Source organism: Pontibacter vulgaris, assembly GCF_022758145.1.
In the GTDB taxonomy this organism is placed as follows: domain Bacteria; phylum Bacteroidota; class Bacteroidia; order Cytophagales; family Hymenobacteraceae; genus Pontibacter; species Pontibacter vulgaris.
On sequence record NZ_JAJVDH010000005.1, the window covers coordinates 264,239 to 277,720 of the forward strand.

13 protein-coding genes are annotated in these 13,482 nt (G+C 43.9%); 10 read left to right on the forward strand and 3 right to left on the reverse strand.

Going from position 1 to position 13,482, the window contains the following annotated elements; all coding sequences use genetic code 11:
* The first annotated feature begins 338 nt into the window (after positions 1 to 338).
* From LWP20_RS13580 to LWP20_RS13590, 3 genes are all read left to right on the forward strand, one after another.
* Positions 339 to 947: an outer membrane beta-barrel protein gene (locus LWP20_RS13580; protein ID WP_242928696.1), complete on the forward strand. Its 609-nt coding sequence runs from the start codon at positions 339 to 341 to the stop codon at positions 945 to 947.
* 241 nt (positions 948 to 1,188) lie between these two features.
* On the forward strand, positions 1,189 to 1,941 hold the full coding sequence (locus LWP20_RS13585; RefSeq protein ID WP_242928697.1) for an SRPBCC family protein: 753 nt from the start codon (positions 1,189 to 1,191) through the stop codon (positions 1,939 to 1,941).
* 187 nt (positions 1,942 to 2,128) lie between these two features.
* Complete coding sequence (locus LWP20_RS13590) at positions 2,129 to 2,725, forward strand: hypothetical protein (RefSeq protein WP_242928698.1); 597 nt, start codon at positions 2,129 to 2,131, stop codon at positions 2,723 to 2,725.
* A gap of 52 nt (positions 2,726 to 2,777) precedes the next feature.
* On the opposite strand, the gene LWP20_RS13595 is transcribed toward LWP20_RS13590, so the two are convergent.
* Entirely contained in the window at positions 2,778 to 4,214 is a 1,437-nt protein-coding gene (locus LWP20_RS13595) for an FAD/NAD(P)-binding protein (RefSeq protein ID WP_242928699.1), read from the reverse strand.
* Positions 4,215 to 4,645: 431 nt separating this feature from the next.
* Here LWP20_RS13595 and LWP20_RS13600 point away from each other — a divergent pair, with 431 nt between their 5' ends.
* The 7 genes from LWP20_RS13600 (at position 4,646) to LWP20_RS13630 (ending at position 10,625) form a co-directional block, all read left to right on the forward strand.
* On the forward strand, positions 4,646 to 5,542 hold the full coding sequence (locus LWP20_RS13600; protein ID WP_242928700.1) for a M48 family metalloprotease: 897 nt from the start codon (positions 4,646 to 4,648) through the stop codon (positions 5,540 to 5,542).
* A gap of 116 nt (positions 5,543 to 5,658) precedes the next feature.
* Positions 5,659 to 6,384, forward strand: a complete 726-nt coding sequence (locus tag LWP20_RS13605; RefSeq protein WP_242928701.1) for a head GIN domain-containing protein — start codon at positions 5,659 to 5,661, stop codon at positions 6,382 to 6,384.
* Between the two features lie 18 nt (positions 6,385 to 6,402).
* Entirely contained in the window at positions 6,403 to 6,990 is a 588-nt protein-coding gene (locus LWP20_RS13610) for a hypothetical protein (protein ID WP_242928702.1), read from the forward strand.
* Positions 6,991 to 7,132: 142 nt separating this feature from the next.
* Positions 7,133 to 7,336, forward strand: a complete 204-nt coding sequence (locus tag LWP20_RS13615) for a hypothetical protein (protein WP_242928703.1) — start codon at positions 7,133 to 7,135, stop codon at positions 7,334 to 7,336.
* An 845-nt stretch (positions 7,337 to 8,181) separates the two neighbouring features.
* The gene (locus LWP20_RS13620; RefSeq protein ID WP_242928704.1) at positions 8,182 to 8,904 is read left to right on the forward strand and encodes a porin family protein; all 723 of its coding nucleotides are present in this window, start codon (positions 8,182 to 8,184) and stop codon (positions 8,902 to 8,904) included.
* A gap of 108 nt (positions 8,905 to 9,012) precedes the next feature.
* Entirely contained in the window at positions 9,013 to 10,035 is a 1,023-nt protein-coding gene (locus tag LWP20_RS13625; RefSeq protein WP_242928705.1) for an SDR family NAD(P)-dependent oxidoreductase, read from the forward strand.
* Between the two features lie 65 nt (positions 10,036 to 10,100).
* Positions 10,101 to 10,625, forward strand: coding sequence for an NUDIX domain-containing protein (locus LWP20_RS13630; protein WP_242928706.1), 525 nt, complete (start codon positions 10,101 to 10,103; stop codon positions 10,623 to 10,625).
* A gap of 93 nt (positions 10,626 to 10,718) precedes the next feature.
* Here LWP20_RS13630 and LWP20_RS13635 read toward each other — a convergent pair whose 3' ends face one another.
* Together LWP20_RS13635 and LWP20_RS13640 are read right to left on the reverse strand one after the other, a co-directional pair.
* Positions 10,719 to 11,435 (reverse strand): hypothetical protein, encoded by a 717-nt coding sequence (locus LWP20_RS13635; protein WP_242928707.1) that lies wholly within the window; start codon positions 11,433 to 11,435, stop codon positions 10,719 to 10,721.
* Positions 11,436 to 11,511: 76 nt separating this feature from the next.
* Positions 11,512 to 13,359 (reverse strand): glycoside hydrolase family 3 protein, encoded by a 1,848-nt coding sequence (locus LWP20_RS13640; RefSeq protein WP_242928708.1) that lies wholly within the window; start codon positions 13,357 to 13,359, stop codon positions 11,512 to 11,514.
* Between the last annotated feature and the right edge of the window lie 123 nt (positions 13,360 to 13,482).

Below are 13,482 nucleotides of genomic sequence, written 5' to 3' on the forward strand. Positions count from 1 at the left end.
TGCCCGAAGTATAAATTCAGATGATTAAGAGCCCCGGTACTTTGTAAGTGCCGGGGCTCTTTGTTGCTGGTTAAACCGGGCTTATACTTTATAAAGCAGTTGTTTGAAAAGCTTTAAGCATGAATAAGTTATATAAACAGTGCAAAATACTTTTTATACATTTCAAATACAGTATGTTATACTTGTTGCTTTTTTCGATTTGCTTCTGCTGGTAATCCTTATGTATAACATTAGCAAATTAAAGCTAATTAATTGATAAATTATATATAGTTGAATTTGAATATTAGATAATCAGTTTAGTATATTTACAACACAAACTTTTAGCAAACTTAATATTTATGAAAAAATTATTACTATTATCCACAATAGTTTTGGCCTCTGCCACAGCTACTTTGGCTCAGAATGCAACTGCAACTAAAACGGCTGCTTCTGCACAAACTACAACGCAGCCAGTAGCGCAGGAAGAAGGCAAAATGAGAGTTGGTGCCGGCCTGGTTTACGGTACGGAAGCCGGTATCGAAAATGGTGGAATTGGTATTAACATTGGCGGAGAGTACTTCTTTACGGAGCAAATTGCTGCTGCACCAAGCCTTACTTATTTCTTCAAAACAGAAGCCGAATTTTCTAATGGTTGGGGCAAGTATACTTCATCAGCCAGATCTTTTACCATAAACCTGGATGGCAGATACTATTTCGCAGAAAAAGGTGGCGCTGATTTCTATGGCTTAGCAGGTCTTACATTTGCTTCTTCAAAAGTTGAAATGAAGGATTCTGAAGATAAAGTTTATGGCGAAGCAAAAGCTAATAAAGTAGGCCTTAACCTGGGTGCTGGTTTAATTTACCCAATCAATGAAAAGCTTAGCTTTAATGGACAGCTAAAGTATAATACCCCGATGAAGCAGATTGAGCTGCAGGCCGGAGTTACATTCCCGCTAAACATCAACTAATTTTATATCTGGTAGTAATACCAGCTTTTAAAGCCTCCTGGGTATTAGCTCAGGGGGCTTTATTTTTTACAACATTTGCTAAAGGCAATTATCAATGCAATTGCAGCCTGAATTATAAAGTTATTATACTTAGAGTGCCCGGGTATTTTTAACAAGCCCAGGTGGTACAGCAAAAAAATCATAGTTATACCAGAAACACTCTTTTGCATCTTACTCGTATCCATTAAGAAAACTTAAACTTATGGATACATATAATCCTCAACTTTCGAAGGTATTACAGACCGACCACATCTCGCCGCCAGCTACAGGCACAAGCCATCAGAATGTAAGCACAGTAGAGCGAATTGTGTCGGCGGTAGGAGGCGGAGCGCTAACAGCGCTGGGAATGAGAAAGTCTGGCAAAGCCGGTATGGCTATGGCCCTGGCCGGAGGTGCATTATTGTTTAGAGGCGCTACCGGTTACTGCCCGATGAACCAGTTGGTGGGCCGCGATACCGCCGATGGCAAAGATATAGCTCTGGATGCTACGAATACTTTTACCATCATGAAGCCCCGAACAGAGGTATACCAGTTCTGGCGTCAGCTCGAGAATTTACCACGCTTTATGAGCCACCTGAAAGAAGTGCGCCAGGAAGGGCCACAACGTTCGCATTGGGTAGCAAAATTGCCAGGAGGCGTTAGTACTGTAGAGTGGGATGCTGATATTGTGCACGAAGTAGAAAACTCACTCATAGCCTGGACATCGCTGCCAGGGGCAGATGTGGATAATGCCGGTGAAGTACGATTTTCAGACTCGCCGGATGGCAAGGGTACTATTGTGCAGGTTGTTATTTCTTATCGTCCGCCGGCAGGTACTGTTGGTGGCTTAGCCGCCAGAATGATCAATCCAGCGTTCAGGAAAACAGTAAAGTCTGATTTACGCTATTTAAAGCGTTACCTCGAAACCGGGCAGGTGCCACAAGCGGATCATAAACAACCACTTAAAAGCGCATAGAGTATGAAACTGATATAGCTAATAAGTATAACAACCTTATACTTATTTGTTCATAACAAAAAGGTCAGGCTCCGGAATGGGAAGCCTGACCTTTTTGTTATACTTGCTTTAACCTTTACTTCGTAATCCTGTCTGGCGCGTAGTTTGCGGAGTTATAGCCAAAAATATTATCCTTGATATGAAACGCATGAAACAACTAGCTATATATACTTTGCTGCTTCTTATACTTGCTGTAAGTGGGTGTAAGCAGGCCGATGACCTGAAAACGCTGAAAGCTTTTTCGGAAGCGAAGTATGAACTGAAACGGGTAGACGAGGTAAGATTGAACGGATTGGATGTAATGGATAAAACCGGTCCTAATGATTTTTCTCCGCGGGAAGGAGATAGCCTGCTGGCGTCTGTGTCGGATAACACATTGCGGGCGAGTAGCGTGCTGCAACTGCAGGTGCAATTACCTAGTCCTGAAGAAATACGGTCGCTAACGGTAACGCAACTAGAGTGGCAGCTCCTGGTAGATGGCAAAGAAACATTGAACGGCGTTGTGGAGGAAAGTATGGTTCTGAAACAAGGCTTGAACACTATTCCAATCAATACACCTGTACTGATGACAGAAGTAGAAGGCCATCGAAACTATGAAGGGCTTTCTAAACTGATGACATTAATGGCGCGAAAGCAGGATCTGCAAAAAAGCCTGACACTGCAGATAAAGCCCACAGTGCAAACACCTGTTGGCGAGGTAGAGTTGCCTAATTACATTACAGTCGCAAAACCAGGAAATTCTTAAGTATAAGCAAGTAAAAACCGAAGGCCAGCTCTATAGTGCTGGCCTTCGGTTTTTATGCAACCTGTGCTTCTAATCTTTTAAAATAATTTTCGTGCTTTAGTAACTCTGTAGCCAGTTCCTTTGCCTGTTGCCGTATCTCGCGTAATGCTGTAGATTCATATAGCATACTTTTACGCGGAGGGCCAAGGGTATAAAGGTTTATTACCGGATGGTTATTCCTGTCTGTTAAGGTGCCGTTTATAGTTGTAAGTATTCCTAATTTTAACTTGTCCGGCACCAGCATGCCGGCAGCTAGTAATTGCTTTACAAGCGGGTTAGGTATAGCATTATAATCGGCCTGTGGGCCGGTGCAGTTTATTACTTTATTTACTGCGATATGCTCTGTCGCTGTAGTACCTTTTCTGATTATAGTTGCTCTGGCCTGGTGCTCAAACTCCTGTAAATCTGCTATCCTGGCGGCTATTATTTCTAATTTTCCCTGTTGCTGTAATTGCTGTATCAGCGCTGCAGAGGATGCAGGCATGCGGTGGCGGTGCGGCTCCCAGTAAGATTTTATATGGCGTAAAAACCGTTTCTTTTCTTCCAGGTTAAAATTTTGCCAGATGTCAGGTAAGTGTGGGCGTAAAGCATCCAGAACACTGCGCCAGGTATAGCCTTTTGCTTCAGCATTTCTGATCTCACTTCTCACAAACTTAAAGATTTCCAGTGCCGTCAGACGCGGCGAAAGCGGCAACAGTTTTAAGGGATAAAGCTGAGTCGAAACATCAAATGGCTGAGGCAGCATTCCATGTCTCGATACCACATATATTTTCCCCTTATGCCCCAACTTTTGCAGGCTGCCAACCAGGTCTATCATGGTAAGGCTGGAGCCGATCAGCAACAGGGCGTCGTCTGGTTTAATTCCCTGTAACGCGCTTTTAGACCACGGCATTGAAGTATAAAATTGGCTCTTAAAAAAGACTTTGTTTGGGATGGGTACATCAGATGGAGCAAAATTACCCAATGCCAGCACAACTTTGTCTGCCCGTATACTTTCGCCAGTAGCGATATTAACTATAAAATCACCAATTGGTAAAAGCCGCTTTACTGAAAGCGCAGCTGCGTATATAGGTATAAGCTTAACGTTTTCATTTGCTTCGGTAATGGCTTGTTGCAACCTTTCCTTTACATAATCACCAAAAATAAAGCGGGGTATAAAGTCTGTTTTTTGTACAGGCACTTTTAAATGATCTGGGTAGGCAAATTGATTTTCCTGAAGCCAGTTGTAAAAATCATCGGGGCTGTCGGGGTCCAGGCTCATGGCCGAAGCCGGTACGTTAAGTGGTTGAAAAGGGAGTGCGCTTGAATAAGCAGCGCCGCGGTGCATTTTAGCAGGTTCAGCTTCAACTAAATAAATAGTTGTTTGCTGCGTTGCTGTTTTTAAAAGGTTAAGCGCAGTAAGTGTTCCGCTAAGGCCACCCCCAATTATGGCAATAGTTTTAGTGAGCATAGGCTTACTTTAGTTGGTTTGTAAATGCCACATGGCCGACGGCAGAATTCAGGCGCTGACTGCACGATGCAAGTTTAAAATAATTTGTACCCGTTATGCTTTCAGTGGATTGTAATGTAGCTACGGCGTTGTAATACTGCATGTTACAAAAGGGCAAGGCTGCAGATAGGCTATGCTATGTTAAAAACTCCTGCCAAGTATAATTTTACTTTGCTTAAAGCATTTTCAGAAATCACAGAAGTACAAGTATAAACACAGGCAAAGCTTAAAGTATATAAGTGGTTAAAAGAAAATAAGTTAGCGCTGTAATTCGTTTTTTATTTCCATAGACTGCGTAATTAAAGGTTTGGCAGAGTAGTTGCTTATCTTGTAACGTACATACATATTTCAGATTAACTTCTGATTATACACATTATAAAACTATAACGAGCATGAAACTGGTTAACAAATACATGATGCGACTGGCAATACTGCTGCTGTTAGCAGGTAGTTTGCCGGTAAGTGCAGCTGTGGAAGCACCAACAAAAATAAGCGGTACCCGCGATATTATTTCAGAGATTATAGATGTTATTGGGCTGAAGCCGCGTTTTCAGTTGCGGGCAGCCAACATTGATAATGCTGCCGCTGTAATTTATAACGGCGAGCGGTACATACTTTACAACGAACAATTCCTGGAGGAGATAAACAATGCCGTGCATACCGACTGGGCAGGCGTAAGTATACTTGCTCATGAAATTGGCCACCACCTGAACGGCCATACTTTATCGCGCAGTGGCAGCAACCCTGAAGATGAACTGGAAGCAGATGAATTCTCGGGCTTTGTACTCCGCAAGATGGGAGCAAGCCTGGAGGAAGCACAAGCCGCTATAAACCTGCTGGCCGAAGAAAGAACCTCCCGTACACACCCGGGTCGGAGTTACCGTTTGGCCGCTATCAGCAAAGGGTGGCAGAATGCCGAATCGCAGTTAATGGCAGGCACCAAGAGATCGCAACCTAAAGAGCAGCCCGTAGCTCGGAATACTGTAAAAAAGGCGGAGCCTGCACGTAACCAGGTATATGCTAAACAACAGCGTGCCCAACTGGATAGCCGTTATGTGCTTCGCAAAGTAACTTTTAATGGTGCTCCTGATGCGCAGTTTTACCTGACCACCAAACTCCACCTGGTGCAGGTTACCAGCGATGGCCTGAAGATAATTGGTAAACTGGCACGTACCAACAGCCGTGAATTTCCTTACTATTTCGAGAGTGATTATATTGAACCGGTTTTTGTATCCGATTCGGGCGTTTTAGTAAATAAAAGAGGGCAAAAAGTAGGGTATTTCAGCTGATTGCAGGCATAATTTTAGTAATAGCCCGCATTTGCTTAGCAAAGGAAAGTATAGGGCTTAGGCGGTGAAGTATAGTTTGCTTAATTTTGTGAACTTATACTATAACCACCAAAACTATGAAATTACCTTTTCAGCTTACCAAAAGTTGCCTGTTTATACTGGCAGTTACTTTCCTTTTTATATCCTGCGACGAAAATGGCCCATGTATCCGGGGCGAAGGCGATGTAGAAACCCGCGAACTACAACTCGATGAATTTAACGGTGTTTATGTAAACGGCAGCACAAAAGTTTACATTGAGCGGGGCGCGCAACAACATGTAGAAGTAAAAGGGCAACCAAATATACTGGACGAACTGGAAACAGAAGTATCGGATGGTGTCTGGCGCATAGAAACTGACCGTTGCCTGCGCCGCCATAAGACCATTGAAGTATACATTACGATACCTGAATTACGCTATGCTGAAGTAAATGGCTCCGGTAGCCTTGTTACAGAAGATACCTTCGAGGTGCAGGAGTTTCAGGCCCGTGTCAGTGGCTCAGGTGATATAACAGCTCGTTTTGATGCAAGTAAAGGCATTTCGCGTATCAGTGGCTCGGGTAATATAAGGCTAAACGGAAACGCCGCGCTGCATAATGTGTCTATTTCAGGGTCTGGCAACCTGCGGGCCTTTGGTTTAGATACCAGAACAACAACAGTAGATATTTCCGGCTCCGGAGAGGCTGAGGTTACGGCAACTGAAACACTGGATGCCACAATAAGCGGAAGCGGTAAAGTATACTACCAGGGTAGCCCAACCGTAAATTCAAGAATAACCGGCTCTGGCAAAGTGGTAAAGCGCTAAGCCAGGGCTCAACTGATTATGATGAAAAAACACGTTTTAAATTACTTACTGCTGGTTATGCTGGCAGCTTTTACATTTTCCTGTAAAACAAAAGACGACCTGCAGGCTTTTAAAGAAGCAAAGTATAGCCTGGCAGGTATAAACGAAGTAAAGCTGAATGGCATTAACCTGCTGGAGAAAAAGCGGCCCGAAGATTTTTCTTTTTCGGAAGCAGCTATACTTTTCACGGCTTTCTCCGAAAATGAGTTGTCGGCATCTTCTAACCTGGGCCTGAATGTAGAGCTAGGCGAGGGCAGTGAGGAAAGCTCTATGACTGTAACGCAGCTTAAATGGCAGTTGCTGATGGATGGAAAACATGTGCTGAACGGCATTGTGAATGAACCTGTAGAGCTTCACCACGGCCTTAATACCATTTCGGTGCGTACCCCGGTTACGTTTGCTGCAGAAAATGGTAAACCCAGTTTAAACAGCCTGCTGCGGCTTGTTTCTGTTGTATCTGAGCAGGATAAAGCTAAGCGGCCAAATCTTACTTTGCAGATAAAACCTACCATACAAACTTCCGTCGGGCCTTTTGAACTCCCGGCCTTTATCAATATCAAACAGTAAAAAACGCCAGCCCACAAGGCTGGCGTTTTTGCTGGCATCAGTATTTAAATATTTTTTGATGAGTTGTAACCTTTCAAACAACTTGTCGTAACGCGGCACATTCTTTGTTTTGTTGATGTTATCCCACTATCCAACCAAAAAAATGACAAGACAGATGAAAATGGATGTGATCAACAAGACTAAAGCTATTCGAAACAGCTGGGTACAAAGCGGTTACAACATCGTAGAATTTGCAAATGTTGCGCAGCAAGCTACCCCGCAGCATATTGAAGAAGCAAAACCTGAAAAAGTTTCAACAAGAACTATACGCCAGACAAGCTGGATTCCTTGGCCTAAGTTTTTCTAATATTGTACTTCATGCAGATGATTCTGGTAAATCATCTGCATGAAGTTTATACTTTAACTCACTGCAAGTGCTGCACTTCCTTTTAGGCGCAAACACAGTAATTGATTTCAATAAAAACCTCTCTCTTTACAAGGCCATTGCTTTCTGATATCTTAAAGGAGCAAACAAGAACTGCCGAATTGTACCTGTAAAAAGTGCTGGATAAAATGAAGTTGCTGTAAACAGATTAGCCAGAAAAAGCTTGTCAGCACTACTCTGTATCTTTAACTCTGCACTTTATCGGGCAGCTTCACTTTGCTAAATCTCTGGTACCAATGTTACTGTCGCCTTCATAACGAACTTGGCAGAAGTTAAGGTAAGGTACTGATTAAAATGCTTCCTGTTGCTTCTCGATCTCCAGACTTTCGGCTCCAAATAAATGCAAATATGCTGTAAATGAATAGGTTAAAAAGAACAGCTTAAGTAACAGGATAAAAGTAAATCCTGCATTTAAATTCAGACAAATAAATCTTACATTACACTCATCCTTGTAGTGCTAAATCTGCGTTAAAAGAATATAGAGCCGCTGATATATGTAAAATTATATTATTTTAATATAATAATGTAATTATCATTAAAATATTATCTTTCTATACTATTAATCGTAGATGAAAGAAAGGCTTTTTTTACTACTACGACGCTACGATTTGTGGCAGCCAGCTTAACAAACCTGTATACATTACAGAACAGTTTTTTAGCTCGACTGTCAGCCGGAATGGAGGAGTACCCATTATAATTTAAGATTTTAACCTGTCTGGCTTATGAGCAGGAACCTATACTTTCCAGTTATATTTTTAACCTTCTTCATGCTTCTGTCTCAGGATGTTATGGGGCAGGCTCAATTTTTAAAAAAGGGGCGCATCAGCCGTGTTCCGGAACGCGGTTTAGTAATACAGGCTGGCGCTGGTATTGCCGCTATTAAGAGCGATATCTGCGGTAGCTGGCGATGTAACGATTTTGGCCCCTACCTGGGCATTGGGGCACTCTATAAATTTACACCATACATTGCAGTAAGTACAGAGTTGAATTACCAAAGACTTGGAGCCGAGGAGAAAACCCCTAAACTGAATCTTGCTTTCCAGTCGGAGGTAACCGAGATATCGAGTATGCTGGTAGTTAACCTGCTGGATAGCTATAGTGGCTCGGGTAATTATCGCTCCTCGCGCAAGCGCTTTGTAGTGCCTTATGTAAAAGCAGGAGGGGGAATAGTATACTACACGGCCACTTCTTTTCCCGCCGATGGCAAGCTGAATGAATCCCAGACTACTTACGACCGTGAAATAGATTATCCGGCTCTTGCACCTGTGATTGCCTTTGGTGGCGGGCTTCGTTTCAGATTAAATGATGAGATCAGTATTGCGCCCGAAATGGTTTACCACATGACCACGACCGACCACCTGGACAACATCGGACCACGACTTGGTTCTGCCCAGTATAAAGATGATTATGGCGTAGGAGCTGTAAAAATATTGTATACACCGGTAGTTAAGAATAACATCTTCTCTAAAAAAAGCCAGCAGGCTAAATAATCTTCAGCACACGTATTTCTTCGTTTAAACAGGTTCTTACCGGGCCCGTAAAGGTAAACTATGCTGTTAATTTAACACAGCGGTGTAATTTATACTTGCAGGAGAACTATGAAAACGAAAGACAAGAAAAACCTGATGTGGCTTGCTGCCGGGGCTGCAGCATTAGTTGCAGGACGTGCCATTATCCGAAATTTATCTGCTTACAACTTCCGCAATAAGGTTGTGCTGATTACGGGTGGCGCACGGGGATTAGGTTTAGTGATGGCCCGGCAGCTGGCAAAAGAAGGAGCACGGCTTGTGCTGTGTTCCCGCAACGAAACCCAACTGGAAAATGCACGCTTGGAACTGGCCGGCAAAGGAGCAGATGTATTGGTGCTGAAATGCGATGTTACCAAAGAAGAGCAGGTGCAGGAGATGATACATCATGTGCAAAATTACTTTGGTCCGATAGATGTGCTCATTAATAATGCAGGCGTCATACATGCCGGGCCCGTTACCGAGATGACAGTTCAGGATTTTGAAGAAGCCATAAACACACACTACTGGGGGCCGATTTATACTACGCTGGCTGTGCTGCCAACTATGCGAGCAAGGGGCGGTGGCCGTATCCTGAATGTGTCCTCAATCGGGGGTAAGATCAGTGTACCGCACCTTGTGCCTTACAGTGCCAGTAAGTTTGCATTGGTTGGCCTTTCAGAAGGGCTGCGGGCAGAGCTGGACCAGTATAATATTATAGTTACTACAGCTACGCCCGGGCTTATGGTTTCCGGGAGCCCCCGCCATGCTATCATAAAAGGCCAGCATAAAAAGGAGTATTCGTTGTTTAAGATTATGGACTCGAGCCCTCTTTCGGCAATGAGTGTAGAAAAAACAGCCGCTTTAATTCTGGATGCACTGCGCCATGGCGACGCCGAGGTTACTACAACACTGCCTGCCAAATTCGGGGAGTTGGTACATCGGCTTTCGCCGGAGCTGATGACAGATGTATTTGCATTGGTAAACAGAATACTGCCCGGCGAAGGCGGCATTGGCAAAAATAGGGCAAAAGGCTATGAGAGCGAATCATCCTTATCCATGTCTGGCCTTACAGAGCGTACCGAGAAGGCTGCTGCCAAAAATAACGAACTATAATTTAACCAGATTTATACTTTAGCTTTGCCAGTTACTCAGTTGCTGGCAAACAGCTTACAAACTCTATGGAAATTTTAAAACGAGAAACTGCCTATGACGGCTACTTTAAAGTATACAAGTTAACCGTATCGCAGGAGGGTAAAACATTTACGCGTGAACAATTTGACAGGGGAGATGCCGTAGCAGCTCTTGTGTACGATACTACCGATCAGAAATACATACTTACCCGGCAGCAGCGCATTGGTTCAGAATCTGAATTAATAGAAGTTGTAGCAGGTATGGTAGATGCAGGCGAAGAACCTGAAACAAGTATAAAGCGCGAGATTGAAGAAGAAATAGGGTATGGTGTAGATCACTTAGAGCATCTGCATACTTTTTACTCATCACCCGGTGGTTGCACAGAACGCGTAATGCTGTACTATGCCGAGGTATCGCACCAGCACGCTGCCGGCGGCGGTAACAGCCACGAAAATGAGCACATCGAAAAAGTAACCTATACAGCTGAGGAATTGCAAAACCTGCAAACTCCGGATGCCAAAACTATCATTGCCCAACAGTGGCTGCAACTCAGGCTGGCTGGCAAAGTATGAATCTGTAATCAAGTATAAAGTATAAAAGCTGCCCTGGCAAAGGGCAGCTTTTATACTTTATACTTGATTCTTAAATCTTAAATCTTAAATCATTTAATCCTTTACATCATTGAGCATACTTTGGGTGTCAGCGGCACCTTCCAGCGTCAAGTACTCACCTTGCAGGGTTCTTATCTTAAAGTTATCAGAAGTGGAAATCTGGCCTTCTACCTGGCCACGGCGCTCGTTTAATTTGCTGTAAACATAGTCTACATAATCCCAGTCGCTTTGTGTCCAGCTCCGGCGTTTGGTGCGCACCACACCCATAAAAGTAAGGTAGGCTTCGCGTATATTTTTTGCAGTTATCTTATCTATATCTTTATACTCGCCCAGCAGCTGGTTTTGCCACTGTGTAATTTTCTGCTGGCTTAGCGGCATTTGTTGACGGCGCTGTTCACGTGCTTCCCAGCGCTCGTAACGCTGCTTAAGCTCATTGTATTCCTGCCTGGATTTGGCAGATAAGCTGTCTACGTTTTTATCCAGTTCTGCAGTACGCTGTCTTATTTTCTCACGAACTTCCGGCCAGTCGCTTCGGATTGCCGAGTCGCCCTGAGTAGATTTTTCATTCATCCAGCCGCGAAGCTCTTCCAGTTTTTCTTCTGTCGTTTCGCCGGTGCGCACCACTTTTGTAGTATCTCTTTCTATAGTATCTTCTTTTTCAGCAGTGTCTACAGTGATTTCTTTTGCATCGTCTACAGGTCTTTTGCGTTCGCAGCCTGTAAAGACTATACCCAGGCCAAACGCAATGGCAAGGGGTGTTATATTTTTCATAGTATTATAGTTTGGTTGATGCTTGATAGAAATATACTTTTTGCTTTTCTTACGCAAAGTGCAACAGCAGGATACTTCAGCGTACTGCTACCAATGGTTTATCTTTGCTGATGCCTGCACCAATAGGAAAATGCCGGTTAACAGTAACAGGCAACTGACCGCGTGCTGGTATCTCGCCAAAAGTCAGAGCTGCCACTGCTTTCTGTGCTTCTGTTAAAGGTTGGTATGCCACCAGTAGCGCGCGGCTGTTCTCGATATCCTCAAACTGGTTTAAAGTATACGCATTGTCGAATAAGGTAATAGCCGCTTTTTTAGAGTTTGCAAGATCTTTAACCAGCTCCGCAGCATCTTCAGAGTAACCCAATTGGTTGCTGGGTGTTATACTAGGACCGTAAAGGGCTACCAATACCACATCATACTTGCGTAGTTGTCGCTTTAACTTCTTTGTTTCTTTTTTATCTGCCTTTCTCGAGATTACAAAATCAGTGGATTTGATGCGTTTTCTGATCTCACGCTGGAAAACTGTAGGCTTTGCTGCTCCGAATGCCACCGTAGCTACTTTTAGCCTTCGTTTGTGGCGTAAAGGCAGCATGTGTTTGCGGTTTCGCAGTAATGTTAGGGACGCTCTGGCCAATGCTTTATTTATACTATCAGCTTCAGGGGGATTGAGGTCCTTCTGCAGGTTGCGTAAATTGATAGGTTTATACCTGGCTAGGCCCAACCATTGCTTAGCCGCCAGCATTTTCTTACAGCGCTTGTCAATATCTGCCTGTTGCAGGTGGCCTTCCAAAACAGCAAGCTTAATGGCATTAATCGCTTTCGGTACACTTGTAAGTCGTTCCAGTACATCATTTCCAGCCATCAGAGCCCGTGCTTCCGCTTCGCCAGGCGGAAAATATTTGGTTACACCTTTCATTACCATGGCATCTGTAAAAACCAGACCATTAAATTCCAGCCCTTTTTTAAGCAGCCCTGTTACTATTGGTTCTGATAAAGTGCTGGGCAGGTTGCGGGTTGTATCGAGTTGCGGAATGTGCATGTGCGCTACCATAATTCCTCCCAGGCCATGCTTTATCAATTCCTTAAAAGGGTAAAGCTCCAGGGTATCGAGGCGGTAACGGCTGTGGTTTATAACCGGCAGGTCGTGATGCGAATCTATGTTGGTGTCGCCATGGCCAGGAAAATGCTTGGCAGTAGCAATAATGCCGTTTTCCTGCATGCCCCGCATAAAAGCAAGGCTTTTGGCGGTTACATCCAGTCGGCTCTCGCCAAACGAACGGTATCCGATAATCGGATTATCAGGGTTGTTGTTGATATCGGCAACGGGTGCAAAATTTACGTGCATGCCCAGCCTCCTGAATTCTTTGGCTATCTCGGCACCCATGCGGTAAATCAGGCCATTGTCGTCTATTGCGCCCAACATCATCTGGTACGGGTACTGCACGGTGCTGTCGAGGCGCATGCCTACGCCTGTTTCCGCATCCATCGATATTATTAAGGGTATTTTAGAAGCAGCCTGGTAGCTGTTTGTAAGTTTAGCCTGGCGTATTGGCCCGCCCTGGAAAAAAATGATGCCACCTACTTTATAGTCTTTTATAAGCCGCATTACATCGGCTTCATAAGCAGGTCCTTTATTAGAAAAGGCCTCTACAATAATTAGCTGGGCAATGCGCTCATCCGGGGTCATGGTATTAAATACAGAATCTACCCACGGAGAAGGGGTTTCGAGCGCTTCCAGAAAATTTGCCGGCATTTCGTATTTACCAGCACCATCGGGATAAGAAGTATACTTTGGTTTTTCTGAAAAAGGCTGCCGTTGGGCATTGGAGCCGTCGCAGGAAAACAGTAGTATACAAACCAGTATGGTTAGTAACTGATTGAAAGGTAATTTGTTATAGATTTCAGGGTGAGATAGGGACAGCATGGTACATTATAAATGCATATCTACATACTTGCTTTGGCTTGATTGGGTTTGTTTTATACTTCAGATACCTGACCTTTAATGCGAAGTATGGCACCTGATTTACTTTACCCGCAAGCAGATAAA

Coding starts and splice junctions, on each gene's coding strand:
- LWP20_RS13600 (WP_242928700.1), top strand. CDS start 4,646: ATGAAACTGGTTAACAAATACATGATGCGACTGGCAATACTGCTGCTG.
- LWP20_RS13635 (WP_242928707.1), bottom strand. CDS start 11,435: ATGAAAAATATAACACCCCTTGCCATTGCGTTTGGCCTGGGTATAGTC.
- LWP20_RS13585 (WP_242928697.1), top strand. CDS start 1,189: ATGGATACATATAATCCTCAACTTTCGAAGGTATTACAGACCGACCAC.
- LWP20_RS13580 (WP_242928696.1), top strand. CDS start 339: ATGAAAAAATTATTACTATTATCCACAATAGTTTTGGCCTCTGCCACA.
- LWP20_RS13640 (WP_242928708.1), bottom strand. CDS start 13,359: ATGCTGTCCCTATCTCACCCTGAAATCTATAACAAATTACCTTTCAAT.
- LWP20_RS13625 (WP_242928705.1), top strand. CDS start 9,013: ATGAAAACGAAAGACAAGAAAAACCTGATGTGGCTTGCTGCCGGGGCT.
- LWP20_RS13620 (WP_242928704.1), top strand. CDS start 8,182: ATGCTTCTGTCTCAGGATGTTATGGGGCAGGCTCAATTTTTAAAAAAG.
- LWP20_RS13605 (WP_242928701.1), top strand. CDS start 5,659: ATGAAATTACCTTTTCAGCTTACCAAAAGTTGCCTGTTTATACTGGCA.
- LWP20_RS13610 (WP_242928702.1), top strand. CDS start 6,403: ATGATGAAAAAACACGTTTTAAATTACTTACTGCTGGTTATGCTGGCA.
- LWP20_RS13595 (WP_242928699.1), bottom strand. CDS start 4,214: ATGCTCACTAAAACTATTGCCATAATTGGGGGTGGCCTTAGCGGAACA.
- LWP20_RS13615 (WP_242928703.1), top strand. CDS start 7,133: ATGACAAGACAGATGAAAATGGATGTGATCAACAAGACTAAAGCTATT.
- LWP20_RS13630 (WP_242928706.1), top strand. CDS start 10,101: ATGGAAATTTTAAAACGAGAAACTGCCTATGACGGCTACTTTAAAGTA.
- LWP20_RS13590 (WP_242928698.1), top strand. CDS start 2,129: ATGAAACAACTAGCTATATATACTTTGCTGCTTCTTATACTTGCTGTA.